Below are 26338 nucleotides of genomic sequence, written 5' to 3' on the forward strand. Positions count from 1 at the left end.
GACCGTGACCGCGCCCGGAACTCATCGGCCGGTCTCAGTCCGGCATGCGGTCACCGATCAGGGCCAGGTTCTGGATGGCCGCGAGGCCGTACTGGGCGGTGTTGTTGGTGGACGCGTTGTCGCACCAGTCGGTGGGGTTGAGCGTGCTCTCCACACGTTCCGTGCCCAGTTCCGTGTCCCGCCCGTACTCCCAGTCGGTGGACGGGTGGAAGAAGCCGGTCCAGGCGCGTTCGGCCTGGGTGTCGTCGTCCAGGCGGGCCGCGGCGTAGGCCGTGAGCCGGGTGTGGGCCTGCCTCAGATTGCGGTTGGCGGGCAGGGTGCCGCCCAGCTCCTCCTCGGCCTCGGCGTCCGTTCCGTTGTACAGGCGGCAGTACTGGAGCCAGGCGGCCTCGAACTCGGGCATGTCGATCTGCTGGATCAGCTCCGCGTTCACCTCCACCAGGCCGAAAACGGCCGAGAGGTGGGACACCGAGATCCGCGGCTCCTCCTGGACGGCGTAGCGGCCGGTCTCCATGTCGTACAGGCCCGGGCTCTGGAAGAAGCCGTTGGGCTGCGCGGCGATGGTCTCCATGGTGCCGAGCAGCTTGTCGCGGCACTCCTCCCACCGCGGCCCGCGCCGCTCCCACTCGGTCAGCCAGGCCGCGGCCAGCCCGCTCCAGTCGGTACCGAAGCCGATGGACAGCGCCCGCGGGTCCGGTTCGTAGGGCTCCTCCCTGATCTTGCGGATCGGGTCCAGGACGAGGAACGTCGCCTCGCTGCGGGCGAGTTCGCGCATCAGGTCGCCGGTGCGCTCGTCGGTGGTGAGGTAGTGGTAGAAGCGGCGGTAGGTGGCGGTGCTGATGCGCTGCTGCTTGGCGCTGTCGGCCCAGTGCTGCACGCCGTGCCGGGTGCCGAGGCCGGCCCACTCGCCGGCGTGGTAGACGTCCACCTCGCCGGTGTGGCGGGTCATGGCCTCGGCGAAGCGGAAGATGTCGGCGCGCCCGGAACGCACGAAGGCGTACCAGAGCCACAGGTCGGGCGACAGTTCGGAGTTGTCCCAGGCGTAGCCGCCGATGTCGTAGCGCCACACCTTGCGGTCGCCGTCCTGGCTGTGCATGACGTCGCCGTAGTTCCAGAAGCCGTACCAGTGCCGCTGCTCGCGTGCGGTCACGTAGTAGTCGAAGAGGAAGTCCAGATTGTCCTCGATGCGGCTGCGGGCCGGGGTCGAGCGGTCCACCGGCGAGAAGAGACCGCCGAACGCACCCGTCGCGATGAGGTGCTCGGTCGGGTTGACCAGCTGCGGAGCGGCGCGCACCGCGTCCGCGATGGCGCCGAGGCGTTCCGCGTCCGGCGTGCCGTCCAGCGCCCAGAACGTGAGTTCGCTGGTGCGGGCGACGCCGTACGGGGTGCCGAACTCCGGCTCGTAGTCCTCGTAGGTGACCTCAAGACCTTCCAGCTGTTCCTCGTAGGTGTCCTGGCCCAGGCCGTCGTGGTAAAAGCGGGTGTCCATGGCCGGGGCGTCCGGCGACCACAGCCACACCGTGACCTCGGCCTTGCGGGTGTGCGCGTCGCGGATGTCGAGCTGGGTGGGGTGCAGCTGCCAGAAGTCCTTCAGCCCGAACGCGAACCCGCCGCCGGGACCGCCGAGGTAGCCGACACCCGCCGCCCGGTGGCCCTCGTCGGCCTGGACCCAGCCCTGTCCCGGCTTGGTCCGCTTGCTCACGGTGAAGCCCTCGGAGCTGAGCTGGGACAGCTTGTAGTCGCCGAAGGCCGGGATGAGGTCGATCCGTCCTGAGACGCGGGTGTCCCAGGTCGAGAGGTCCGGGGTGCGCCGGCCGGCGACCTGGGCCTGCCGGACCGCCTCGCCCGGGTCGCGGCGCAGCCCGGTGACCGGTCGGACCGCCTCGGCCAGCGCGCCGTGCCCCTCCCCCACCAGCCGCACGTGCCGGTCGTGCAGTTCGTCGTCGAGCGGGACGGTGAAGCGCACGCCGAGGCCGGCGATGAAGTCGCGCTGCCCGTCGGAGTCGAAGACGAAACTGTGGACCATGCGGAAGCTCTCCGCCCCGGCGTGGAAGTACAGCCGGACCGTGAACGGCAGCCAGGAGCGGCCCCGCCGCTTGTGCTTCCCGCTGATCTTCACCACCGCGCGGACCGGTCCCGACTGTTCGACCGTCACCTCCTCGACGGCGCTGAGGAGTTCCTCCCGGCGCACGGTGCCGATGCCGTCGTCGGGGATGCCGTCCTGCTTCAGGTTGACCAGCCTGCCCTGTTCCGCGATGACGCGGTCCCCGCGCTTGACCCGCGCCACCAGGTCGGTGCCGCCGGTCGGCATGCGGGCGGTGATCACGCCCGTGTCCACGTCCACGTGCCCGCGCCGTTCCCGGACGGTGACCGCCGAGCGCGGCGCCGCCGGGTCGCCCGCGGTCAGGGTGTAGCCGTCGGCCGCGGCACCCGCGCCGGAGATGGCGTGCCCGCTCCACTTCAGCGAGCCGTCCGGCCAGTACGCCAGCGGCCAGGACTGCACCGGCACCGCCGCCCCGTCGGCCGCCGTGAGCGCGAACGACTGGTCGCCCGGCACCGCGCCCATCGGCCAGGGCGTGCCCCAACTGGCTCCGGCCAGTTCGGCGGGGCGGTCCTCCAGCCACCGGAGTGCCACGTCCGACGGGCCGGCGGACTCCGCCGGCCGGCCGGCGGCGGAGGCGGTGCCCGCGGAGAGGAACGACGACAGGGGCGCGGCCGTGCCGACGGCCGCGGCTCCGCGCAGGAAGGACCGTCTGCCGGGGCCGGACGAGGACGTCGGGGCGGTGGCGGAGGCCGGCTTGGGGAGTGTCATGCGAAAGAACCTCACAAAGAAACGCGGATGTCGGCACGACCGGGAGTGAATCGATTCACCCCGGCTTCGGCGTGCTCCGGGGGAAGGGGCGGGGAAGCGGGCATCGGGCAAGCAGTCCGCGGGCTCCCGGTGAGGGCCGCCGGCGGGTACTGTGCGCACGTTGTCACGGATCGCTACGGCTCGATCAGTTGCCGCTCATAATTACACCGAACTGCTCCAACGGACCAGAGTCGGGTGCCAGTTTTCCCCGGACCGACGCGCGGCCCGTCCGCCCGCGCCCAGGGCGTGCCACCGGCGAACGCCGCCGAACACCCCGTCCGATCAGGCTATTTGCCCCCGTGCACCGAACCGGCGGGAGCGGCCCGCCGCGGTCGACCACCGTCGGCCGGGAACGCGGCGCCGCTCACCGGACGCCCATGCCTGCACACTTATGCACATGCAGGGTCAGTGTTGCGCGCTTCCGCAGGACTGCCGTATCACCAGGCGCGGCTGCATGGTCACGCTGCGCACGGCGCCCCCGCCGGGCTCGCCGAGGCGGTCGACGAGGAGCTGGGCGGCGCACGCGCCGAGTTGCTCCTTCGGCGGCGCGACCGCGGTGAGCGGCACCTCGGCGAGCGCCGCCAACTCGTTGTCATAGGCGATCAGGGCCATGTCCTGAGGCGTGCGCAGCCCGCGGGCGCGCAGCCGCTGGAGCAGCACGATCGCGTCCTGGTCGGAGTGGACCAGGGCCGCCCTGGTGCCGCTGGCCAGGCAGTCCTCGATGAATGCGTCGTACTGGCGCGCCGCCGCCTGTGAGCCGGGCGGGTGCCTGCGCCCCTCACGCACCGGGGCCGCGGGGTCGAGCCGCAACTGCCGGACGGCGGCGGCGTGCCCGTCCCTGATCAGCGGCGCGGTGGGGCTGGGGTACGCATAGAGACCGACGCGGGGGTGGCCGAGCCGGTGCAGGTGACGCACGGCACCGAAGGCGCCCCTGCGGTGGTCGGAGACGACGGACTCGCAGGCTTCGTGGTGATCGTCGGTCCGGCGTTCCAGCAGGACGAACGGAACGCCCGTGGCGTGGAGCCGGTCGACCAGGGCGTCGGTCACGTGCGTGCCGCCCGCGGAGGCGATGAGCAGCCCGGAGGCGCCGGACGCGAGGAGTTCGTCGACCTGCTCCAGGTCGCGGGGGTCCGCGTAGCGGGAGAGGGAGATGACCACCCGGGCGCCGTGCCGCGTGGCGACCGACCGCACCCCGTCGATCACCGAGGGGTAGTAGTAGGTGGCCGAGGGCACCAGCAGCCCGAGTGTCCGCGGGTCCAGGCCCGCGGGGGCCGCGCCGGCGCCGCGCCCCGCGGACAGCGGCCGGCCCTCCGCGTCCCGCCGGGGCAGGACGGCCCCGCCGCGCGTCTTGATGACGTGGCCCTCACGGGCGAGTTCGGTCAGGTCCCGCCTGATCGTGCCCGGCGAGACGCCGTGCCGGGTGGCCAGCTCCGCGACGTGCACGGCGCCGGTGGCCCGCAGTTCGCGAAGGAGCAGCTCCCGGCGTTGCAGGACGAGCAAGTCGGCCATCCACCTGTCCTCTCATGATGCGTAATGCACCATCGTAGGACTCACTGAAGAAGTATGAATCTGCGCGTGCACTTGTATTGACTCATGTGCACTGCTGGGCCAAGGTGCAGTAGCGCAAGCCAGAGAAGGAGCCGCCGTGGTGTCCCACCGCAGAAACCTGACCGTTCGAGGTTCCCTGGCCGCAGGCGTGGCAGCCGCTCTGCTCGCCTCGTGCGGCATATCGGGCGCGGCCGAGGGAGGGCCGACCACCATCACGTTCTGGTCGTGGACGTCCGGCTCCCAGGAGGCAGTTGACCGCTTCAACGCCACGCACGACGACATCCACGTCGTCTTCGAGCAGGTACCGGCGGGGACCGGCGGCGGTTACTCCAAGATGTACAACGCGGTGCGCGCCGGCAAGAGCCCCGACGTGGTGACCGTCGAGTACCCGCAGGTCCCCGCTTTCGTGACGCACAACGTCGTCCAGCCCATCACGGACTACGGCGCCGGGGAACTGCGCGACGTGCTCCCGGAGTGGGCGTGGAATCAAGTGGCGCTGGGCGGCGACGTCTACGCCCTCCCCTACAACATCGCACCCCAGGTGTTCCTCTACCGGGCCGACCTGTTCGAGGAGTACGGGCTGGACCTCCCCACCACGTGGGAGGAGTTCCGCGACACGGCCGAGCAACTGCGTGGCGAGCGGCCGGACACCGTGCTGGCCACCCTGGGCAACACCGACGCCGCGCTCCTGGCGGGCCTGGCCTGGCAGGCCGGTGCCAACTGGTTCGACACCGCCGGCGGCAGCTGGGAGGTGAACGCCACCGACGAGGCGAGCCTTTCCGTCGCACGCTACTGGGACGACATGGTCGCCGACGATCTGGTCAACGCCGAGCCGCTGTTCGCCGAGAAGCACATCGCGGACCTGCAACAGGGGCGCTCGCTCGGCATGATCGCGGCGCCCTGGATGCTGGGCAACCTCTCGCGCTTCGTGCCCGAGCTGGCCGGCAGCTGGGCGGCGGCACCGCTGCCCGCGTGGGACGGCACCGCCGCGGGCAACTACGGCGGCTCCGGATTCGCGGTACCGGAAGGTGCCGACCACCCGGAGGAGGCCATGGAGTTCGCCCGCTGGGTCGCCACCTCCCCCGACGCCATCGCGGCGATGGTCCCCGCCAGCACGGCGATGCCGGCCAACAGCGACCTGTTCGACATCTGGGCGACCGAAGTCGAGGCCGCCAACCCCTACGTCGCGGGCATGGGTGTGCCGGCCGTGGCCACCGCCGCCGCGGAGAGCGTGCCCCCGGCCTGGGAGTGGGGTCCCGACATGACCGACGGCTTCGCCAGGCTCATGGACGAGATGACCGGATCGATGGGCCGTCCCGGGGGCCTGGAAGATGCGCTGCACCGCTGGGAGGACGACGTCGTCGACCAGCTGAGGCTGCGCGGCTTCGACGTGACCACCTGACCCGCACACCCGGTACGCACCCAGGGAAAGCCATGGCATCCACCACCTCACCCCCGCGGTCGCGGATACGCAGACAACGACGCAACGGTGTCCTGCTGCTCCTCGGGCCGTTCTTCCTGCTCTTCGCCCTCACCTACATTCTGCCCCTCTTCTACGCCGTCGGGCTCAGCTTCTTCCGCGAGCGGTTCAGCGGGCTCGGCTGGGGCGGTCCCGAACTCGTCTTCGCCTGGTTCGACAACTACACGCGGGCCCTGACCGACCCGGACTTCCTCAGCGGCGTCGGGCGCGTGCTGCTCTACGGCCTGATCTTCGTTCCGCTGCTCGTCGTGCTGGCGATCGTGCTCGCCCTGCTGCTGGACAACGCGCTCACCTACGGGCGGCGCTTCTTCCAGACCCTGCTCTTCCTGCCGCACATCGTCCCCGGCCTGATCGCCTCCCTCATCTGGCTGTACCTCTACACCCCGGAACTCAGCCCGATCGTCGACGCCTTCTCCGCCCTGGGCTGGGACATCGACTTCCTCGGCGGCAACAACGTCATGTTCTCGCTGGTCAACATCGCCGTCTGGGGGGCGCTCGGCTTCAACGTCGTCCTGATCTTCGTCGGCCTCCAGGCCGTGCCGCGCACGACCATCGACGCGGCCAGGATCGACGGTGCCGGCGAGTTCCGCATCGCCTTCAACGTGAAGCTGCCGCAGGTCCTCCCGACGGTCCTGGTGGCGACGCTGTTCACCATCATCGGCTCGCTCCAGCTCTACACCGAGCCGATGATCCTGCGTACCTCGGGCGAAAGCCCCATCAGCAACACCTGGACCCCGAACATGCTCGCCTACTCCTCGGCGTTCAACAGCAACGACTACCACTACGCCGCGACCGTCTCCGTGCTGATCGCCGTGCTGGCCGGCGTCCTCTCCTTCGCCGTCACCAGATTCGCCAATCGGAGGGCGCTGCGATGACCGACACCCTCGAAACCGAACGTCCTTCCGCCAGGTCCGGCGGGCCGGGCGGCGCGGGACCGTCCCGCGGCGCACGGGCGCCGGGCACCCCGCTGCCGTGGTGGCTGCGGCGCTCCGCGGTCACCAGCCTGTGCGCCATCGCGGGCATCTACACTCTGCTGCCGCTGCTCTGGCTGCTGTTCGCCGTCACCAAGACCCTCCCCGAGCTGTACAGCGGGAACGGCTTCTCGCCGTCGAGCGGCTTCCACGTCCTGGAGAACGTGCAGGACCTGTTCGCCGCGGACGGGGGCCGCTTCGGCCGCTGGATGCTCAACACGGCGGTGTACGCGGTCGGCGGCGCGTTGGCCGGCACCCTGCTGTCCGTGGCGGCCGGCTACGCCTTCGACAAGTTTCCGTTCCGCGGCAAGGAGAAGTGGTACGCCCTCGTCATCGCCGGCGTGCTCATCCCGAACACCGCCATCGTCATCCCCCTCTACCTGATGATGGCGAACCTCCAGCTCACGGACACCATGTGGTCCGTCTTCATCCCGCTCATCGTCAACCCGTTCGGCGTTTACCTGGCCAGGGCCTACTCCGCGGGCGCCATACCCGACGAACTGCTCGAGGCCGCCAGGATCGACGGTGCGGGCGAGGTACGGACCTTTTTCTCGGTCGGTCTGCGCATGATGGCGCCCGGGGCCCTGACGATCTTCCTCATCCAGTTCATCGGCATCTGGAACAACTTCTTCCTGCCGATGGTGATGCTCACCGACAACGACCTTTTCACTGTCGCCCAGGGCCTGTTCACCTGGAACTCGGCGGTGAGCCAGAACCCGGACTACACGCGCCTGGTCGTCATCGGCTCGGCGGTGACCACCATTCCGCTCCTGCTCCTCTTCATACCGCTGCAACGCCGGTGGCGGGCCGGTCTTGCGGAGGGTGGCGTCAAGTGACACGACGCACCAGACGAGCAGTCCTTGCCAGGTGAGTCCGCCGACCGAAGGTGTTCCTCGCGATGCACAAACGCTCCACCGCCCCGACCGCCCTGTTCGCCCTGGACGGCAGCAACCTGCCGTTCCTGTTCCCCGCGGACGTCGCCGCCGCGCTGGCGGTCCTGGTCGACATCGACCAGGACCATGCGGTCACGGACTTCGCGGACGCCGGCGTCCGGCCCCGGCTGCCGGACGTGGAAATCCTCATCACCGGCTGGGGCTGCCCGCTCATCACCCCGTCCGTCCTTGACACCCTGCCCCGCCTGCGCGCGATCCTGCACACGGGAGGCACCGTCAAGAAGCTGCTGACGCCCGAGGTCTGGGAGCGCGGCATCGCCGTCTCCACCGCCGCCGCGGCCAACGCGCTGCCCGTCGCCGAATACACCCTCGGCATGATCCTGCTGCTGGGCAAGGACGTCTTCGCCGCCCGCGAGGACTTCCGCACCAGCAGAACGTTCGCGCCACAAGCGCCGGGCGCGGACATCGGGAACGCCGGCCGCCGCGTCGGCATCATCGGCGCGTCGAGGACCGGCCGCCGCGTGATCGAGCTGCTGCGGCCCTTCGACTTCGACGTCCTCCTGCACGACCCCTACGTCGGCGCGGCCGAGGCCGAAGCCCTCGGCGTGCGCGCGGCCAGCCTCGAAGAACTGCTCGCGGCCAGCTCCCTCGTCTCCGTCCACGCGCCGGCCACCGCCGAGACGCACCACCTGCTCGACGCCGCGCGCCTGGCGCTGCTGCCCGACGGCGCCGCGCTGATCAACACCGCCCGCGGCAGCCTGGTGGACACCGACGCGCTGGTGAAGGAGCTGGTCACCGGCCGCATCCGGGCCGTGCTCGACGTCACGGAGCCCGAGCCGCTGCCCGCCGACTCGGCCCTGTACCGCCTGCCCAACGTCTTCCTCACCCCCCACATCGCCGGCTCGATGGGCAACGAGCTGCGCCGCCTCGGGCTCACGGCCGTGCGGGAGGTCGAACGGCTGCTGGCCGGACGTCCGTTGGCGCACCGCGTCGAGCACGCCCAGCTCGCCCGCACCGCCTGAACGGATTCGATGCGCCGTCATGCACGGACATGACGCAGACGAAGGAGCAGAACCTGTGCCTCCCCTCCGAGACCACGGGGCCGGCGCGCAGGCGTCGGCCACCACGGAGATCTCCCCGATCACCGGCTTCACCCGCACGGACTGGGAACGGACGGCGGACCGGCTGCTGGCCGGGGCCCTGCGGCACGCGGGGCCGGGCCACTCCCTGCTCAACCTGCCCGGGCCGGCCAGCGGTTCCGGCCGGCACAGCGACGGCCTGGAAGGCTACGCCCGCACCTTCCTCCTGGCGGCCTACCGTTCGGCGCACGCGGGCAGGAAACTCGCCGAGGACGTGCTCGCGCCCTACGCCGAGGGCCTTGAGACCGGCACCGACCCCGAGGCGCCGGGACGCTGGCCGCTGCCCTCGGTCCTGCCGCAGGCCAGGGTCGAGGCGGCCGCCGTCGCCATCGGCCTGTACGAATCCAGGCACTGGCTGTGGGACCGGCTGCCGGACCGGGTCAGGCAGCGCACCGTGGACTGGCTCGGCGGCATCTCCCGCGTCCAGGTGCCGGCCAACAACTGGCTGTGGTTCAGAGCCGTGGTCGCCGCGTTCCTCCGCTCCGTCGGCGCGCCGTACGCATCCGACGACATCGACCGCGCCGTGGAATCCACCGAGAGCTGGTACGCCGGCGGCGGCTGGTACACGGACGGGGCCAGGGGCCCCGGCCAGTTCCGGAACTTCGACCACTACAACGGCTGGGCGATGCACCTCTTCCCGCTGTGGTACTGCCGCATCTCCGGCGCCGAGGCCGAGGCGCGGCTCCTGCCGAGGTACCGCGACCGGCTGCGCACGTTCCTCCACGACGCGGTCCACCTGGTCGGCGGCAACGGGGCGCCCCTCTTCCAGGGGCGGTCCCTCGTCTACCGCTTCGGGACCGCCGCACCGTTCTTCGTCGGCGCCCTCTTCGACGCGACGGAGCTGCGGCCGGGGCTCACCCGCCGCGCGGGCAGCGGCATCCTGCGCTACTTCCTCGACCACGGCGCCCTCTCCCCGGACGGCACGCTGTCCCTGGGCTGGCACGGCCGTTTCGAACGGCTGCGGCAGATCTACTCGGGACCCGCCTCCCCGTACTGGGCCTGCCAGGCGTTCTCCGGCCTGCTGCTCCCGCCGCAACACCCGGTGTGGACCGAGCCGGAAGAACGACTGCCCGTCGAGCGGGCCGACTTCGTCCGTCCGATCGGCCCGCCCGGGTGGGTGTCCTGCGGCACCGCGGCCGACGGCGTCGTGCGGATCGTCAACCACGGCACCGACCACACGCCACCCGACCGGCCCGCCAGGGACGACCCCGCCTACGCCCGCGTGGCCTACTCCACCCACACCGGCCCCGACCTCGGCCCGCCGCTCGACCTCGCCGACGACCCCGAGGCCAAGCCTCGCGACGGCGACGCCCGCGACGTGCAGGGCCCGGACAACCAGGTCGCCCTCGTCCGCGACGGGCAGCCGTCCCACCGCAGCCCGCTGCGCAGCATCCGGGCCGCGGGCCGCGTCGCTGTCTCCGCGCACGTGCCCCACTGGCCGGTGGCGGGCGAGCGGAAGCGGGAACGCTGGCCGGCGGGGCCCGCCGTCCTCACCGCCTCGGTGGTCAACGGGCCCTGGGAGGTTCGCCTCGTCCGGGTCGCAGGGCCCGGGTACACCGTGCGGATCGGCGGCCACGCGCTGGCCGCCGACCGGCCGCCGTGGAGCCGGGCCACGGACGACCACCTCCTCGTCGTCCGCCCCGACGGGCTCACCAGCGGCCTGTTCGTGCTCGGGGCGCCCGGCCCCCCCGCCACCCTGCGGGTGCGGCGCGCGGTGGCGATGAACGCCTTCGGCACCTTCAGCTCGACCCCCGTGTACGAGGCGGCCGGGGACCTGCACGCGACGGCGGTCTTCCTCGGCGGCACCACCGACGCCGCCCTGCCGCCCGTGCCCCGGGCCCGGCTCACCCACGCCGGGGCGAGCGTCACCTGGGCCGACGGCTCCGCCGACACCCTCACCTGGCCGGAGTGGCCGGAGTCGCCGGCGTAGCCGCAGTGGCCGAAGTGGCCGTCAGCCGCGGAGGTCGAGCGCCGGCTCCGGCCGGTGGACGCCGCGGGGCCGGTAGCCGAGGGATTCGGCGATGCCGAGCAGGTCGGCGATGTACCACAGGGTGGCGAGCCACATCTCCGTGCCCTGGAGGCCCGGCCGGTGCGCCGGCCGGGCCGGGCCGCTCAGCGGGGGAAGGCAGAAGGGGAAGCCCTCGCCGTCCACCCACTGTTCGGTGAGGGTGCCGAGCTGCGCGTCGGCCCACTGCCTGATGTCCGCCTGCCGGTGGCCGGTCTGCCGGGAGAGCAGCCACAGCGGCTGGGCGACGTCCAGCACGTTGCAGGCCGTGGTGCGCCCGGGACCGAAGTGCCGTTCGTCGGCCGCGTGCCGCAGCACCGTGTCGACGGCCTGTTCCGGGTGGGGCACGGGCAGGCCGAACTGCGCGAACGTGCCGCGCACCGCGCGGTAGTACCCGTTGACCGCCTGGAGCAGGCCGTCGGCCGGCCGGCCGCCGGTCCACATTCCGCTCTCCGGGCGGCAGTTGGTGTGCAGCCAGCCGAAGAGGGTGTGGTACTGGGTGAGGGCCGCAGCCCTGTCCTCCGGCGGGTGCTTCAGGTTCCACATCAGTGCGGTCCCCAGCGTGTCGACCCCGGCGCCCGCGGCCCAGCCCGCGTGCCGCCAGGGCTGGCCCTCCAGGGTGGCCACGATGTCGTGGGGCGTCATCCGGGCGACGGCGGTGATCGGGTGCGCGAAGCGGGAGCCGAGCAGGTCGAGGGCGTAGCCGAGGCTGAGGATGTGGTAGTGGGTGTCGCTCTGTTCGTACCCCGTGGGCGCGGCGCCGTGCCGGCCGGTGTCGTCCAGCGGCGGAACGAGACCCGTGCCGGGGTCCTGGTTCTGCCGCAGGCGCCTGACGTGTTCCGCGGCGGGGAGTTGTTCCGGTGCGGACGCGTGCAGCAGGACGGAGATCTCGACGGCGTCGGCGTGGGCGCGCAGGGTGGGCGCGGCACCGGGCGCGTCGAGGTAGCGGCCGGTGGGGGTCCCGTCCGGTGCGGGGGCGTCCGGCTCCCAGCAGCGGGCGATGAGGTCCGGCGCCTGGTCCCCGGCGCGCGCGGCCAGTTCGGCCAGGCGCCCGGCCGGCCGGCGCCCGCGGTCGCCCGGCGAGGTGGCTTTCGGGGTACGCCGGTCGCGGATGACGCGCGCGGGATTGCCGGCGACCACGGCCCAGTCCGGTACGTCCTTCGTCACGACGGAACCGGCGCCGATGACGGCGTGGGAGCCGATGGTCACGCCGTCGACGATGACGGCGTTGGACCCGATCCAGACGTCGTCGCCGATGGTGATGCCGCGTTCGGTGCCAGCCTGCCGGAAGACGGGGCGGTCGGGCGCGAAGGAGTGGTTGAAGCCGAGGATGGAGGTGTGCGCGCCGATCCGGACGCCGTTGCCGAGCGTGACGGTGCCGCGCACCACGGAGAAGGCGTTGAGGGTGCAGTCGTCACCGGTGCGCACGGTGCCGGTGACGTAGGCGTGGGCGGCTATGTAGGAGTTGGCGCCGAGCGTCAGCGCGGTCGGGCTGACCATGGCGAGCTCGGAGATGAACGTGCGGGGGCCGAGGGTGGCGCCGCACCGCCGGCCGAGCGCCTCCTGCCGCGCACGCTGCGCCTGTTGCCGGCTTTCGTCGGCCCGTTCCCAGAAAAGCCAGGCGTTGTAGTCCAGCACTTTCGCGTCGTCGTCGGGTACGTCGTCCATGGGGGTGTTCCTCGCAGGTTCTGAGGTGGCTACGCACGGAGTCGGTGGGTGGCGGGGTCCACAAGGCGGGCGAGGGGCCGGCCCGCCGCGGCGCGGGCGACCTCGTCAAGGGCATTCTCGGCCAGCCTATCCAGCTCCGTTCCCACCGAACCGGCCAGGTGCGGCGTGAGAAGGGCGTTGGGCAGCCGGAAGAGAGGATCGTCGGCGCCGCGGATGTCCGGAACATCCAGGATCGCCGTGATGCGGCCGGTGGACAGCTCCCCGATCAGGGCCTGACGGTCGACGAGCGACGCCCGCGCCGTGTTGATCAACGTGGCGCCCGGCCGCATCAGGGCCAGCCGCCGCGCGTCGAGGAGATGGCGGGTCTCCGGAAGTGCGGGGGCGTGGACGGTGACGACGTCGCTCTCGGCCATCAGCGTGTCGAGATCGGCATGGCGAGCGCCGAGGGCAGCGGCCCCGGACGGGTCGAGGGTCGGATCGTGGAGGAGCACGCGCAGGTCGAAAGGGCGGAGCAGGCTCAGGAGCCGGCGGCCGATGGCGGAGGCGCCGATCACGCCGACGGTCTGTCCGTAGTTGCCGCGGGTGGCCAGGGTCTGCCGGATGTCGGGGGCGCGCCGGTCGTGCACGAAAGAACGCGCCATGCGGAAGACGTCCTTGTTGGCCAGCAGGATCATGGCCAGCGTGTATTCGGCGACCGGGACGGCGTTCGCCTCCGCCTGCGAGCTGACTTCGATGCCGCGGGCGAAGACCTCCTCGTCGGCGATGCCCCTGACGGAGCCCGCGGTGTGGATGACGTGGGTGAGGCGTGGCGCGGCGTCCAGCACTGCGGGCGTCAGGCGAGGTGCTCCCCAGCCCGTGATGAGAACGGCGGCCTCGGCCAGCACCCGCCGGGCCCGCTCGCTGTCGTACTCCTCCAGGACCGGGCCCGGAGGAACGCGCACGTGCTCGCGCAGCCCGGCCATGCGCGCGGGCGGGAAGAAGCGCTCCGCCAGGGCGGCCGGGGAGAAGACCAGGCCGGCCGCGGGCTTTCCGGTCATCCCTTCAGCCCGCCGCTGATCATGTCAAGACGCCAGAACCGCTGGAGGAACAGCAGCAGGCAGATGAGCGGGATGACGGAGACCGCGGTGCCGACGATCGCGAGGCCGTACAGCGACGGCTCCCCCGACCCCTTGGACATCAGCGTGTAGAGGCCCAGGTTGATCGGGTACTTGCTCTCGTCGGCCAGCATGATGAACGGGAGCAGGAAGTTGTTCCAGTTGCCGACGAACTGGAGCATGAAGATGGTGATCATGCCGGGGAACATCATCGGCAGCCCGATGGAGGTGAAGATCCGGTATTCGCTCGCGCCGTCGATCCGGGCGGATTCGATGGTGGAGTCGGGCACCGAGGCGTCCGCGTAGACGCGGGCGAGGTAGATGCCGAAGGGCGAGATCAGGCCGGGGAGCAGCACGGACCAGTAACTGCCCACCATGCCTATCTCGGCCATGATGATGTACTGCGGGATCGCCAGGGTCATGCCCGGCAGGAGGACGCCGGCCAGGATGAGGTAGAAGAGGGAAGTGCGCCCCCGGAAGCGGTACTTGGCGAAGGCGTAGCCGGCGCAGGTGGAGATCAGCGTGCACAGGACGGAGCCGGCTCCGGCGTAGAGCAGGCTGTTCCCGGCCCACTTCACGAACTGCCCGTCCTCGTAGGCGAAGAGATCGCGCACGTTGTCCAGGAGGCCGGTGCCTGGCTGGAAGGTGAACGTCGAGAACAGCTCGGCGTTCGACTTCGTCGAGGCGATCACGATCCAGGCCACGGGCACCAGCGAGTAGAACGCGCCGATCAGCAGGAGGACCGTGGGCACGATCTTGGCGCGCTGGTGGGGAAGCATGGCCGGCCGGCCGGTCGTCTCGTTGCTCACTGGATTCCTCCGAAGGCGCGCCGCTGGGTGATTTTGAGCAGCAGCAGGGAGACGAGCAGGGTGCCCACGGCGAGGATCACCGATCCGGCGGCGGCCAGCGGCAGGTCGTCGCGGATGAATCCGTCGCGGTAGACCTGCATGAGCGGCACCCAGGTCTGGGAGATCTCGGTGGTCATGGGGCTGAGCATGGTGGGCTCCCCGTACACCTGGAGGGTGCCGATGAGCGCGAACAGCCCGGTGAGCACCAGCGCCGGTGCGACGAGCGGGACCTTGATGCGCCAGGCGATCCGCCACTCCGTGCAGCCGTCGATCCTGGCGGCGTCGTACAGCTCGGGCGGGATGCCCCGCAGGGACGTGAAGATAATGATCATGTTGAATCCGACGCCGCCCCAGATGGCAATGTTCGCCATGGACGGGTAGATGACGCCGGCGTCCAGGAACGGGATGGTGCCGAGGCCGAGTTTTTCGGTGAGATAGCTGAACGGGCTGGTGGAGGGCAGGTACATGAAGCCCCACATCAGCGAGGCGACGACGCCGGGGATCGCGTAGGGCAGGAAGATCGCCACCCGGGAGAACCGCTTGGAGCGCGCGGCGCCGTGGTCCAGGAGCAGGGCGAAGAGCAGGGCGAGCCCGAGGGTGAGGGGCACGGCGATGATGCCGTAGAGGCCGAGCCGCCCGAAGCCCGCCCAGAAGCCGGAGTCGGTCAGCATCTGCCGGTAGTTGGCCAGGCCGACGAATACTTCGGTGCGGATGCCGAACACGCCCTCGTCGACGATCCGCAGGCCCTGGAGGCTGAGGTAGAGGGCGTAGCCGATGGGGATGGCCATGAAGGCCAAGAAGAAGAGGAGCGCGGGCGCGATGAACACGAACGGCGCCATCGTGGTGCGGCGTTTCCCGGTGGCCTTGCCTGCGGCCTTCCCCGGGGCCTTCCCGGCGGCGCCCGCCGGCGGTGTGGTCCTGGCGGTCATACGGAGCCTGTCTGGTGAGTCGTGACGGTGCGGGGCATCAGTTGGAGATGTCGAAGCCGACTCGATCCATGTCCTCGACCACCGTGTCGTGTACCTGCTGGAGCGCGTCGGGCAAGGGAGTTCCGTTGCGGATGGCCGCGGAGATCGCGTCCTGGTAGGCGTCGCTTGCCGTGCTGACGTTCGGTCCCCAGGTGACGCCCGGGACGGTGTGCGAGGCCGCTTCCGTGGCGATGTCCCAGTAGTCCTGCTGACGCCCCGTCAGGGGTGGCGGTGGGCCCTGGGCGGCCGCCTCCTGGCCGGCGATGCAGGCGGGGTACTGGCCGTCGGCGATCTGGAGGTCGTAGGCCGTCTCGTCGGTGTTCATCCACATGGCGAACTCCGCCGCCGCCTCCGGGTGGTCGGAGTTCTTCGTGACGGTCAGGGCGGTCCCGCCCTGGAGGGCGACGTCCCTGTCGTCGCTCTCCCACTGGGGCAGGGGCGCGATCCCCCAGTCGCCCGCCTGCCCTTCGGCCACGCCGTACAGCACGCCCGGCGCCCACAGGGCGGACGGCCAGGTGAGCACGTGCCCGTTGTTGACCCGGTTGTTCCACTCCGGGGTCAGCAGCGGCTCCGGCCTGACCAGGTCGCGGTCGATCAGGTCCTGCCAGTACTCGGCGACCCGCATGGTCGCCTCGTCGTCGATGCCGACGGTCCATTCCCGGTCCTCGACCGTCCACCAGTCGGCGCCCGCCTGCTGGGCTAGCCCCGCGAAGTTGCCGAACTCCGTGGGCGCGAACGTGGCCAGGTGGGAGGACGGATCGCGCTCGCGGACATCGGCCGCGACCTCCGCGAACTCCTCCCAGGTCGCCGGCACTTCGAGGCCCAGCTCGTCGAACCGCGCCTGGTTGTACAGCAGCACCATCGGACCCACGTCCTGGGGAATGCCGTACACCTCCTCCTCGAAGCGGGTCATCTCCCACACTTCATCGGAGAAGTCGTCCTCGACCTCGGCGGTGTACTCGGAGATGTCGGCCAGCACGTCGGAGACGACCATCGCCGGGATGGTCTGGTACTCGACGCACGAGATGTCCGGCGCGTTGCCCGCGCGGCTCGCCGTCAGCAGTTTCGTGGAGGAGTCCCCGCCGCCACCGGCGTCCGTGTGCCGTACCTGGATATCGGGATGCGCGGCGTTGAACGCGTCGACCTTTTCGCTCTGGGACTGGCTCCAGCACCAGTAGTCCAGGGTGATCACGCCGTCACCGGCCTCGCCGCCCGAGCAGGCCGCCACCAGGGAAGCGACCCCGGCGAGGGCGATTCCCCGGACGAAACCTCGTTCAGCCATACCCACTGCCTTCCTCGACCCGTCTCCCCCGGCCCACGGCGGATCGCCACGCGGCCCCGGAGGCGCGGCCCGGTGGGCCGCAACAGCGCGCACCGCCACCAGGTGACGCCCGTTCACAGCAGTTGGCTTTGCGACAGAGTCAAGCTAGGTCACCGCGCCCCGGCTGTCACTACCTCGTACGACAAAAATCCACAGCGATCGACAGCTCACCTGGGAGACAGTTTCGCAGAAGAGTTAACTTACCCCGGCAGACCGGCACCCCCGGCCCGGGGGTGCGGGCGGGGCACGGGCCGCCGCGGGCGTCCTGCGCCGCGGCGGCCGGGCCTCCGCGCGCCCCGGCACTCCCGGTCCCTACCTATATGCTGCGTGCGTGAATTCGGCACGCACGCAGGCCGGTCGCCGGTCTTCGATCCAGCAGTGGGCAGCGGTTTCACGCCCCGCCCGCCCCATAGTCAGGGAATTGCTGATCAACGGCCCGCAGACGCGGACTTCCCTGGCCAAAACCCTGGGCCTTTCGACCGGCAGCCTGACGCGCCTGACGAAACCCCTGGTCCAGTCCGGCCTTCTCGTGGAACGCGACGTCGTACACGATCCGGTCAACGGCCGCCCCACACGGCCGCTGGACATTGTCGCCGAGGACTTTCATTTCCTCGGCATCAAATTGACCTCCGACCACGTGCACGCGGCGGTCACCGATTTGCGGGCCCGCGTGGTGGCGGAGGCGGGCGAGCCGATCGGCGACAGGCGGCCGGAATCGGTTCTCGTGCAGGCCAGAAACTTGATGACGCGGCTGTCCCGGGAGGGAGCGGAGCCGGTCGCGGCCGGATTCGCACTCGGCGGCAATCCGCAGGCACCAGGTGAGACCGCGGCCGCCGAGGTCTTCGACGCACCATTCCTCGACTGGTGGGGTATCCCGCTCCAGCCCCTCCTCGACGAGCGGATGGGCATTCCCTGCGTGGTCAGCAACGATGTCTCGGCGCTCGCGCACAGCCAGCACTGGTTCGGCGCCGCCCGGGGCCTGTCCGACTTCGCCCTGGTGACCGCGGGGGCCGGAATCGGATATGCCCTCTTCATTCGCGATCACATGGTGACGGCCACGGAATCCGATCTCCGGGAATTCAGCCATCACATTCTCGACCCCGGCGGGCCCATGTGCCCGGAAGGGCACCGCGGCTGCGTGGCGTCCTATCTTTCGACGCACTCGATTCTGACCTCGGCGGCCCACGGATTGCGGCGACAGGTGACCATCGAGGAGATCACGCGCATGGCGCGCGAGGGCGACGCCGTCTGCCTACAGGTCACGCGCCAGGCGGGTTGGGCTCTCGGCGCCGTCATCGCGACGGTCGTCAACATCACCATGGTGAAGACGGTGGTCGTCGCGGGCGAGAGCGTCGAGGTCGCGCGAGCGGGGAAACGGCATATCGAGCGCGGGATGGGCCACCGCAGGCACCGCGACTACCGGTCCATCGACATTCCCATGCTGTCCGCCGACTTCACGGAATGGGCCAGGGGCGGCGCCGTGGCGGCCATCAGGACCTTCGTCGCCGGGACCTCCTGAGCAGCGCGACCCGCCCGGGACAACGGCCCGCCGCCCGCTGCCCGTTGCCGCACCGGACCGCGAACGGCGGCGGCGGGCACGGGAACCGGTCCGGACGGCGCGCCGTGGTGACCGGCGAACCGGCGGCGCCGCCGGTCGGCATGGCGCGGTTCGTGGTGTCCACCCACTCCTCGGAACGGCTCGGGCAGGCCGGGGCCGTCGCCGGGCTCGTGGGCGGCCGCCATGCCCGGCGGCCCCGGCACCCGGTCGTTCACACCCGGTGGCGGACGTCCTCCAGGTAACGGAGAACGGCGGCGACGCGCCGGTCCACGTGGTCGGTGGGTGCCAGGTCGAGCTTGGCGAAGATGTTGCGGATGTGCTTGTGCACGGCGCCGTGCGTGACGCAGAGCCGTTCCGCGATGGCCGCGTTGCCGAGCCCCTCGGCCATCAGGGCGAGCACGTCGCGCTCCCGCGGGCTGAGCCGTTCCAGCCGGACGTCGTGGCGGGTACGGGTGAACAGCTGGGCCACGACCTCCGGATCGATCGCCGTGCCCCCGGCCACCACGCGGTGCAGCGCGTCCAGGAACTCCTCGACCCGCCCGACCCGCTCCTTGAGGAGGTACCCGAGATGGGTGACGCCGCCCGTGAGCAGCTCGGTGGCGAAGGTCTGCTCCACGTAGGCGGACAGCACGAGGATGGCCAGGTCGGGCCGCCGGCGCCGGGCCTCGATGGCGGCGACGATCCCCTCGTCGGTGTGGGTCGGCGGCATCCGGACGTCGAGGATGGCCACGTCCGGCCGATGGGCGTCCAGCGCCGTCAGGAACTCCGCGGGCGTGCCCGCGGTGGCCACCACGTCGAGGGACTCCGCGCGCAGCAGCAGCGCCAGGCCCTCGCGCAGCAACGGGTCGTCCTCGGCTATCACGATCCGCATGGGAGTCTCACCTCAAGGGTTGTCGGGCCGCCGGGCGGGCTGGCCAGGTGCAGGGTGCCGTCGTGCGCCGCCACGCGGCGGCGGATGCCGGAGAGTCCGGACCCGCCGCTCTCGTCCGCGCCGCCCCGGCCGTCGTCGGTGACGTGCAGGTGCAGCCACCCGCCGCGGCTGACGACCGAGACGGCCGCCTTGTCGGCGTTGCTGTGCTTGGCGATGTTGGTCAGCGTCTCGGCCACCACGAAGTAGGCGGTCGCCTCCACGGATGCGGCGCACCGTTCGGGGGCGTCGACGTCAATCCGGCACGGCACCGGGCAGGACGCGGCAAGTCCGGTGAGCGCACCGGCCAGCCCGCGGTCGGCCAGGACGGGCGGCACGATGCCCCGGGCGACGGTGCGCAGTTCGGCCAGGGCCTGTTCGGCCGCGCGCTGGGCACGTTCGAGAAGCTCCTCGGCGGCGTGCGGGCCGGCCGGGCCCGAGGCCGGGGGAAGGTCGCGGGCGACCATGCGGCGGGCGGCACCCAGCAGCACGGTGACGGTGACGAGCCGGTTCTGGGTGCCGTCGTGGAGCGCGCGTTCGATGCGGCGCAGCTCGGTGGCGTGCGCGTCGAGCGCGGCGGCCCGCGTGGCGGTGAGCTGCGCGACGCGCAGGGACAGGTCCGCTTCCGGACCGGCCGCCAGAAGCCGCCGCCCCGGCCGCGCCTGCACCCGCGCCATGGCCGGGGTGAGACCGAAGATGATGGCGACCCAGCCCAGGCCCAGCAGAGCCACGGGCACGGCATCGCCCCAGGTGTACGCGATCCCGCCGATGCCCACGGACGTCGCGGTCACGCCCTCGGGCGTCAGGCTCCACCACAGCGGGAAGGTCACGTCGCGCAGCGCGAGGAACGGCAGCGCCACGCCGCTCAGGCCGAGGAACAGCCCCCGCGACGCGTGGGCGGTCAGCCAGCGCAGCTCCCGCCGGGTCGTGGGGTCGGTGAGGGCGAGCCGCAGCCCGGTCGGCGCGGGCCCGGGGCCGATGACCTCGGGGCCCCAGCGGCTGAGCCTGCCGCGTTCGCGATCGGCCAGGCCGTGCAGCGCGCGCAGCACCGCAGGCACCATGAGCAGTCCGACCCCGGCCAGGCTCAACACGGCGGTGACCGCCAGCCACATCAGGACGACGAACGCCAGCAGGGCGGTGCCGAGCCCGCCCGCGAGCTGTTCGATCGCGGAGATGGCGGCGCCGGTGGCACGGACCACGGTGTTCCTGGTGCCGGCGTTCTCACCGCCGGACTCGCCGGACTCGCCGGACCCCCGCCGGCCCGCCGCCCGGCCGTCGGCCGCCTCGTCCCGCTGGGCCGGCATCCGTCCCTCCCTCGTCGGCGCCCCCACCTGCCCCGGGCCGCCGCCCCGTTGACCATGAGCGCAGGAACGCAGGGTACAGCCTGCTGCACCGCGGTTCCGGCGGCTGGCTGGCTCGGCCGCACGGGCCCGCGCGGCCTAGCGTTCGGACTTCCAAGCACCTTCGAAGAGGAAGCACATGGTGAAGGACACGGACCCCTACCGCCTCACCGGCGATGTCGAGGGCATGCGCGGGGCATCGCCCGGCACCGGCGGTACCGACGTTCTGCGCGGCCTGCTGTGGGTGGTGCTGGTCATCAGCATGGCCGGCAACATGGTGGCCTCGTACGCCGCCGCCGCGCTGCCGGTGCACCTCGCCTTCGGCGTGGTCACCGCCCTGTGCGTGACGGCGCTCGTCGTCCAGCGCCTGCGGAGGCGCCGATGAGCGCGGTCGCCATGGGAGCGGGCCGGACCACGCGCCACACGCCCGCCATCGCGCTGGCGAACGTCAGCAAGGCGTACGCCGGCGGGGTCCGGGCCCTCGACGGCGTGTCCCTGGTCGTGGAGCATGGCACCTTCCTCGCCGTGATGGGGCCCTCGGGGTCGGGCAAGAGCACCCTGATGCACTGCGCCGCGGGCCTCGACACCCCGACGGCCGGGAGCATCGCGATCGACGGCCACGACATCGGCGGGCTGAACGAGACCCGCAGGACCGAACTGCGCCGCGAACGCATCGGGTTCGTCTTCCAGGCGTACAACCTGGTGCCCTCGCTCAGCATCGCCGACAACATCACCCTGCCGCTGCGGCTGGCCGGGCGCGCCCCGGACAAGGAGTGGCTGCGCACCCTCGTCGACCGTGTCGGTCTTGCCGACCGGCTGACGCACCGGCCGGCCGAACTCTCCGGCGGCCAGCAGCAACGGGCCACCATCGTCCGGGCCCTGGTGGCCAAACCCGCGGTCGTGTTCGCCGACGAGCCGACCGGCGCGCTGGACCTGCGCAGCGCCCAGGAGGTGCTGCGCCTCCTGCGCGACCTCGTCGACGAGCTGCGCCAGACGGTGGTGATGGTCACCCACGATCCGGCCGCCGCCGCGCACGCGGACCGGGCGCTGGTCATGGCCGACGGCCGGGTGGTGGAGACCGTGGAGGCGCCCACCGCCCCGGCGCTGGCCGACCGCCTCGTCGCGCTGGGGAAGGGCTGAACATGCTGCATCTCGCGGTGCGCATGGCCATGCACCGGATCACCGCGCTGCTGGCCGTCGCGTGTGCGGTACTGGGCGGCGCGGCACTGATCACCGGCACCGGGGTACTGGCCGAGTCCGGGTTGCGCTCCCAGCTGCCGAGCGGTCGCCTCGGCGCGGTGGACGTCGTCGTCGCGGCGGATCAGGAGTACGACCCGGGCGCGGACCTGCCGATCGCACTCCCCGAACGCGGCGCCGTTCCGGCCGAGTTGGTCGAGCGGCTGGCCGGACTGCCCGGCGTCGCCTCGGTGGTCGGCGACATCGGCTTCCCGGCCGCCCTCGTCGACGCCGAAGGGCGGGTCGTGCCGGCCGAGGCCCCGGGGACGGCCGGGCACGGCTGGTCCTCGACCGGCCTGTCGGCGGACCCGCGGATCGACGGCGCGGAGCCGGCCGGACCCGGCGAGATCGGCGTGGACCGTTCCCTGGCCGCCGCGGCCGGGGTGGGCCCCGGCGACCGGGTCGAGGTCGTCGCGGCGGGCCGGCCCGCCGCCGAGTACCGCGTCTCCGCGGTGGTCGACGCCCCGGAGGCCGGGATCTTCTTCGCCGACGCCCACGCCGCGGACCTCTCCCCGCGGGGCCGGGCCGCGGACTTCGAGGCCGTCGACCTGATCGCGCTCACCGCCGAGCCGGGCGAGCGCGACGCGGTCGCCGACGCGGCCCGTGACGAGGTCGAGGGCACGGGCCTCGTGGTGTCCACCGGTGCCGACCGGGGCGATGTCGCCGAACCCGGCGCGGGCTCGGCACGTTCCCTCCTGATCCTGCTCACCAGCTCCCTGGCCGGGATCGTGCTGCTGATCATCGGGTTCGTCATGGCGAGCGCGCTGGCCGTCTCGTTTGCCGGGCAGCGGCGCGACCTGGCCCTGATGCGGGCCGTGGGCGCGACCCCGAAGCAGATCCGCCGCATCGCCGCGGGTCAGGCGAGCGTCATCGCGGCCGCGGCGGCGGTGCCAGGCGTGGCGCTCGGCTACCTGCTGGCCGGGCGGTTCCGGCGGCTGTTGGTGGACCGCGACGTCATCCCTGCCGAACTGCCGCTGACCATCAGCCCGTTGCCCGCCATCGCCACGCTCGCCCTCCTGGCCGCCGCCGTCCAGGTATCGGCCCGGGGCGCCGCCTGGCGGACGTCCCGCATACCCGCGACCGAGGCGGTCGCGGAATCGCGCACCGAACCCCGCACCCCGTCGGGAATCCGCACCGGCGCCGGGCTGCTGATCATCGTCGGCGCGACCGCCCTGTCGGTCGTGCCGCTGCTGGCGAGGACCCAGATCGGCGCGGCGGCCACCTCCCTCGCCGGCATCCTCGCCGCGATCGGCCTGGCCATGGCCGGCCCCGCCCTCGTCCGGAGCGTCAGCAACGCGCTGGCGCGGCGCATGCGGCCCGGCGTCTCCGCGCCGACCTGGCTGGCGATGGCCAATGTCCGCGGCTACTCCCTGCGGCTCGCTGGCGTCGTCTCCACCCTCGCCATGGCCGTGGTCTTCGTCCTGACCTACGTCTTCGCGCAGACCACCGTGATGGCCGCCACCTCGGACGACACCCGTGAGGGCACCCTCGCCCAGTACCGCGTGGGCGCTCCGGAGCTGGGCGGGCTGCCCGCGGACACGCTCGACGCCGTGCGGACCAGCCCGGGCGTTGCGGCGGCGGCCCCCGTCAGCACCACCACCGTGGTGTGGCGCTACGAGATGTTCGGCGAGGAGGAGGTGGAGTCCAGCTCCGCGCTGGTCCTCACCCCGGACGCGCCGGCCGTTCTCGACCTGGACGTGCGTTCCGGCGACCTCGCGCGCCTGACCGGCGCCACCGTCGCCGTCAGCAGCGACGTCGCCCGGTCGCGCGACGCGGAGGTGGGCGGCCGGGTGGATCTGATCCTGGGCGACGGCACCGCCGTCGAGGCCGAGGTCGTCGCCGTCTACGACCGCGGCCTCGGCTTCGGCCCGGTCGTGATCTCCCATCAGCTCGCGGAGGGCCACACCACCACGGGCCTCGACCAGGAGATCTTCGTCCGCACCGACGGCACCGCCGAGGCGGAACGCGGCCTCGCCGCGTTCACCGCGTCCCGCCCGGGCCTGGCCCTCGACGAGGCGTACGTCGAATCCGGCGGCCTGGCCGACGCGCCGCCCGAGGTGTGGATCAACCTGGCCACGATCGCGGTGCTGCTGGCCTACCTCCTCCTCAGTATCGCCAACAAGATCGTCGCCACCACCGCCCAGCGCCGCGGCGAACTCGCCACGCTCCGCATCAACGGCACGACGCCGGGCCAGGTCCGCGCGATGATGCGGCGGGAGGCGCTGGTGATCGGCGTCGCCGCGCTCGCCGCCGGGCTGGTGCTTTCCGTCGTCCCGCTGGCGCTCCTCGGGATGGGATTCCTGGACCGGCCCTGGCCCGCGGGCCCGGTCTGGCTGCTGCCCGCCACCGCACTCGTGGTCCTCGCCACGGCCTTCCTCACCGTGGAGATCCCCACCCGGCAGGCGCTGCGCACCGCCCCCGCCGACGCCCTCGCGCACCACGAGTAACACCACCGGTAGCTCCCCGGGCACCCGAGAACGGCCGGGCCCGTCGCGGGCCCGGCCGTGGGCACCACCGTCAGGCGGTCCCGTCGAGCAGGCGGCGGTGTTCCGCGGGCAGTTCGAGGCGCACCCCGGCGAGGGCCTCGGCCAGCTGGTCCTGGGTGCTCACGCCGACGATCGGGGTGACGGCCGGTTCGCCCCCGGCCAGCCACGCCAGGACGACCTGGTTGCGGCTGACCCCGAGGTCCTGCGCGACCCGGCCCAGGGCGGCGAGCCGCCGGTCGTTCCCGACGTGCTCGTACGCCTCCGGCAGGGGCCGGTCGGCGCGGGTGTAGGCGCCCTCGAGCAGCACGGTGTACGCCCACAGGCTCAGTTCCGGGTCGGCCCGCACGTAGTCGAGCGTCTCGTCGGTGACCCAGCCGAACCGGTGGTTCTGACCGGGCACGGGCGCGCCCGGCCGCGGCCGCAGGTACGAATGGCGCAGCTGGAGCGCCGTGTACGCGCTCCAGCCGTGCCCGCGGGCGATCTGACGGGCCCTCTCCACGCGCCACAGCGGGTGATTGGAGCAGCCGAGCCGGGCGGCCGTGCCCGCCTCGACCAGCTCGGCGAGGGCGCCCGCCGTCTCCTCAAGGCCGACCGTGCGGTCCTCCATATGCGCCCAGTACAGGTCGATCCGCTCGGTGCCGAGCCGCCGGAGGCTGCCCGCCACGGCCGTCTTGACGGCGCTGGCCGACAGACCCTGCCGGTTGGCGGGCCACTCACCGCTCCCGCCCGGCTCCGCACCGAGCTTTGAGCTGAGGAACACGCGGTCGCGCAGTCCTGGACGCCGGGCGAGCCACTGCCCGATCACCTCCTCGCTCCGCCCGCCGTGCCCGCTGGGGTCGGCCCAGAAGGCGTAGCAGTCGGCGGTGTCGATCAGCGTCCCCCCGGCGTCCACGAACCGGTCCAGCAGGTCGAACGAAACCGGCGCGTCGAGCTTCGTGCCGAAGTGCATGGTGCCGAGTGCGAGGTTGACGGCGCTCATGGGTGTCCCTTTCCTGGTCGGGCTCCCCGCGGCGGGCGGGGACCGGAGCATCGCAGCTGGAGCGCGCTTCAACGCAAGCTCCCCGTGAGGCACGTTCACGCGCCCTACGGGGAGATGCGGAGTCCGGCGGCTTCGGGAGGTTCCGGTTCGTCCGGGGACGGCGCCGGCCGGACCGGCTCAGGGCACCGCCGGCCCGGCCAGGTAGTCGCCGTTCTCGTCATAGGGCCAGGCGTTGGCCACGCAGCCGTCCAGACCCTTGATCTGCTGCATCATCGCGGGCGCCGGTGCCCCGGGAGCCGGGCAGCCCTCGTGCCCGTGCCCCAGGAAGTGACCCACCTCGTGGTTGATGATCAGCGCCCGGTACTCCTCGACCGGCCCGGGGAACTGCGGCGAACCGGTCTCCCAGCGCCGGAGGTTGACCATGACGGATTCGCCCACCCGGCAGTTCACCTCACCCCCGGTGTCCAGCCCGTACTCCCCGCAGATGGCGTCGACGGTGGCCGGGGTCGCGATCCGCACCAGGAAGTCGGCGGCCTCGTCCCCGCCCACGAGCCGGAAGCCGGTGCGGCCGTCCCTGGTCCAGCCGCGTTCGTGGCCGAGGACCGCGTGCACCTCGGCCGCCGTGTCGTCGGGGTCGAGGGCGATGCCGTCCTCGATCTGCACCTGGTAGCGGAAGACGGTGCCCCGGCCCACCGGCTCCCCACCGCCCGAAGCCACCCGGAAGGTTCCGGGGCCGGACTCCGGTCCCGGGTCGGGCTCGGGCTCGGGGGCCGCGGCCGGCTCCTCCGATTCCGTGGCGGCCGGCTCCTCCGGGGCCGTGGGCGGCGGCTCGGCGACGGGCGCGTCGTTCCGCCCCGGCGTGCTGTCCTGCGCGGTGAACCACGCGGCGCACGACACGAGCAGCAGAACGCCGGTGACCGCGACGAGTGGCAGCCGGACGCGCCGTATCCGTGCCGCGGACCCGGAGCGCCGACCGCGGCCGTCCCGCGGCCCGCGGGACGCGGTGTGACGGCGTCGGGAGTCCATGGTGATTCCTTCCGGTGCTG

The 26338-nt window shown here is 72.2% G+C and carries 20 protein-coding genes; 9 read left to right on the plus strand and 11 right to left on the minus strand.

Annotated features, from left to right (window positions below; all coding sequences use genetic code 11):
* Window positions 1-34: 34 nt before the first annotated feature.
* Together STBA_RS06090 and STBA_RS06095 are read right to left on the minus strand one after the other, a co-directional pair.
* Window positions 35-2812 (minus strand): Tat pathway signal sequence domain protein, encoded by a 2778-nt coding sequence (locus STBA_RS06090; protein ID WP_077058261.1) that lies wholly within the window; start codon window positions 2810-2812, stop codon window positions 35-37.
* 444 nt (window positions 2813-3256) lie between these two features.
* The gene (locus STBA_RS06095; RefSeq protein ID WP_077058262.1) at window positions 3257-4360 is read right to left on the minus strand and encodes a substrate-binding domain-containing protein; all 1104 of its coding nucleotides are present in this window, start codon (window positions 4358-4360) and stop codon (window positions 3257-3259) included.
* Window positions 4361-4499: 139 nt separating this feature from the next.
* On the opposite strand from STBA_RS06095, the gene STBA_RS06100 reads away from it, so the two are divergent.
* The 5 genes from STBA_RS06100 (at window position 4500) to STBA_RS06120 (ending at window position 10812) form a co-directional block, all read left to right on the plus strand.
* Complete coding sequence (locus STBA_RS06100; RefSeq protein ID WP_077063132.1) at window positions 4500-5801, plus strand: sugar ABC transporter substrate-binding protein; 1302 nt, start codon at window positions 4500-4502, stop codon at window positions 5799-5801.
* 32 nt (window positions 5802-5833) lie between these two features.
* Window positions 5834-6754, plus strand: coding sequence for a sugar ABC transporter permease (locus STBA_RS06105; RefSeq protein ID WP_077058263.1), 921 nt, complete (start codon window positions 5834-5836; stop codon window positions 6752-6754).
* Window positions 6751-7686 carry a carbohydrate ABC transporter permease gene (locus STBA_RS06110; protein WP_079251750.1) on the plus strand — a complete coding sequence of 312 codons (936 nt, stop codon included), beginning with the start codon at window positions 6751-6753 and terminating at the stop codon, window positions 7684-7686. The genes STBA_RS06105 and STBA_RS06110 overlap by 4 nt, the downstream gene beginning before the upstream one ends.
* A gap of 62 nt (window positions 7687-7748) precedes the next feature.
* On the plus strand, window positions 7749-8765 hold the full coding sequence (locus STBA_RS06115) for a hydroxyacid dehydrogenase (protein WP_077058264.1): 1017 nt from the start codon (window positions 7749-7751) through the stop codon (window positions 8763-8765).
* A gap of 55 nt (window positions 8766-8820) precedes the next feature.
* The gene (locus tag STBA_RS06120) at window positions 8821-10812 is read left to right on the plus strand and encodes a DUF2264 domain-containing protein (RefSeq protein ID WP_253194563.1); all 1992 of its coding nucleotides are present in this window, start codon (window positions 8821-8823) and stop codon (window positions 10810-10812) included.
* 21 nt (window positions 10813-10833) lie between these two features.
* Here STBA_RS06120 and STBA_RS39235 read toward each other — a convergent pair whose 3' ends face one another.
* Genes STBA_RS39235 through STBA_RS06145 form a run of 5 tightly spaced genes read right to left on the minus strand, consistent with a single transcriptional unit; the run spans window position 10834 to window position 16747 of the window.
* Window positions 10834-12555 carry an acyltransferase gene (locus tag STBA_RS39235; protein ID WP_077058265.1) on the minus strand — a complete coding sequence of 574 codons (1722 nt, stop codon included), beginning with the start codon at window positions 12553-12555 and terminating at the stop codon, window positions 10834-10836.
* Between the two features lie 29 nt (window positions 12556-12584).
* Window positions 12585-13592, minus strand: a complete 1008-nt coding sequence (locus STBA_RS06130) for a hydroxyacid dehydrogenase (protein ID WP_077058266.1) — start codon at window positions 13590-13592, stop codon at window positions 12585-12587.
* Window positions 13589-14458, minus strand: coding sequence for a carbohydrate ABC transporter permease (locus STBA_RS06135; protein ID WP_253194565.1), 870 nt, complete (start codon window positions 14456-14458; stop codon window positions 13589-13591). Before STBA_RS06135 ends, STBA_RS06130 begins: the two co-directional genes overlap by 4 nt.
* Entirely contained in the window at window positions 14455-15426 is a 972-nt protein-coding gene (locus tag STBA_RS06140) for a sugar ABC transporter permease (protein ID WP_366510743.1), read from the minus strand. Before STBA_RS06140 ends, STBA_RS06135 begins: the two co-directional genes overlap by 4 nt.
* 37 nt (window positions 15427-15463) lie before the next feature.
* Window positions 15464-16747 carry a sugar ABC transporter substrate-binding protein gene (locus STBA_RS06145; RefSeq protein WP_077058267.1) on the minus strand — a complete coding sequence of 428 codons (1284 nt, stop codon included), beginning with the start codon at window positions 16745-16747 and terminating at the stop codon, window positions 15464-15466.
* Window positions 16748-17207: 460 nt separating this feature from the next.
* Between STBA_RS06145 and STBA_RS06150 the strand changes: the two genes are divergently transcribed.
* Window positions 17208-18305, plus strand: coding sequence for an ROK family transcriptional regulator (locus STBA_RS06150; RefSeq protein WP_079251752.1), 1098 nt, complete (start codon window positions 17208-17210; stop codon window positions 18303-18305).
* A 250-nt stretch (window positions 18306-18555) separates the two neighbouring features.
* Here the strand turns inward: STBA_RS06150 and STBA_RS06160 are convergent, their stop codons facing one another.
* On the minus strand, window positions 18556-19215 hold the full coding sequence (locus STBA_RS06160; protein ID WP_077058269.1) for a response regulator transcription factor: 660 nt from the start codon (window positions 19213-19215) through the stop codon (window positions 18556-18558).
* Window positions 19203-20555, minus strand: coding sequence for a sensor histidine kinase (locus tag STBA_RS06165; protein ID WP_079251753.1), 1353 nt, complete (start codon window positions 20553-20555; stop codon window positions 19203-19205). The genes STBA_RS06160 and STBA_RS06165 overlap by 13 nt, the downstream gene beginning before the upstream one ends.
* A gap of 175 nt (window positions 20556-20730) precedes the next feature.
* On the opposite strand from STBA_RS06165, the gene STBA_RS06170 reads away from it, so the two are divergent.
* Genes STBA_RS06170 through STBA_RS06180 form a run of 3 tightly spaced genes read left to right on the plus strand, consistent with a single transcriptional unit; the run spans window position 20731 to window position 24274 of the window.
* A complete protein-coding gene (locus STBA_RS06170) occupies window positions 20731-20976 on the plus strand; it encodes a hypothetical protein (protein ID WP_107484984.1) in 246 nt (81 codons plus the stop codon).
* On the plus strand, window positions 20973-21731 hold the full coding sequence (locus STBA_RS06175; protein ID WP_077058270.1) for an ABC transporter ATP-binding protein: 759 nt from the start codon (window positions 20973-20975) through the stop codon (window positions 21729-21731). The genes STBA_RS06170 and STBA_RS06175 overlap by 4 nt, the downstream gene beginning before the upstream one ends.
* Before the next feature lie 2 nt (window positions 21732-21733).
* Window positions 21734-24274: an FtsX-like permease family protein gene (locus STBA_RS06180; protein WP_077058271.1), complete on the plus strand. Its 2541-nt coding sequence runs from the start codon at window positions 21734-21736 to the stop codon at window positions 24272-24274.
* A gap of 70 nt (window positions 24275-24344) precedes the next feature.
* On the opposite strand, the gene STBA_RS06185 is transcribed toward STBA_RS06180, so the two are convergent.
* Window positions 24345-25292 carry an aldo/keto reductase gene (locus STBA_RS06185; protein WP_079251754.1) on the minus strand — a complete coding sequence of 316 codons (948 nt, stop codon included), beginning with the start codon at window positions 25290-25292 and terminating at the stop codon, window positions 24345-24347.
* Window positions 25293-25469: 177 nt separating this feature from the next.
* Window positions 25470-26318 (minus strand): DUF3152 domain-containing protein, encoded by an 849-nt coding sequence (locus tag STBA_RS06190; protein ID WP_077058273.1) that lies wholly within the window; start codon window positions 26316-26318, stop codon window positions 25470-25472.
* Window positions 26319-26338 lie beyond the last annotated feature (20 nt).

The sequence above is a fragment of the Streptomyces sp. MP131-18 genome (assembly GCF_001984575.1).
Classification (GTDB): Bacteria; Actinomycetota; Actinomycetes; order Streptomycetales; family Streptomycetaceae; genus Streptomyces; species Streptomyces johnsoniae.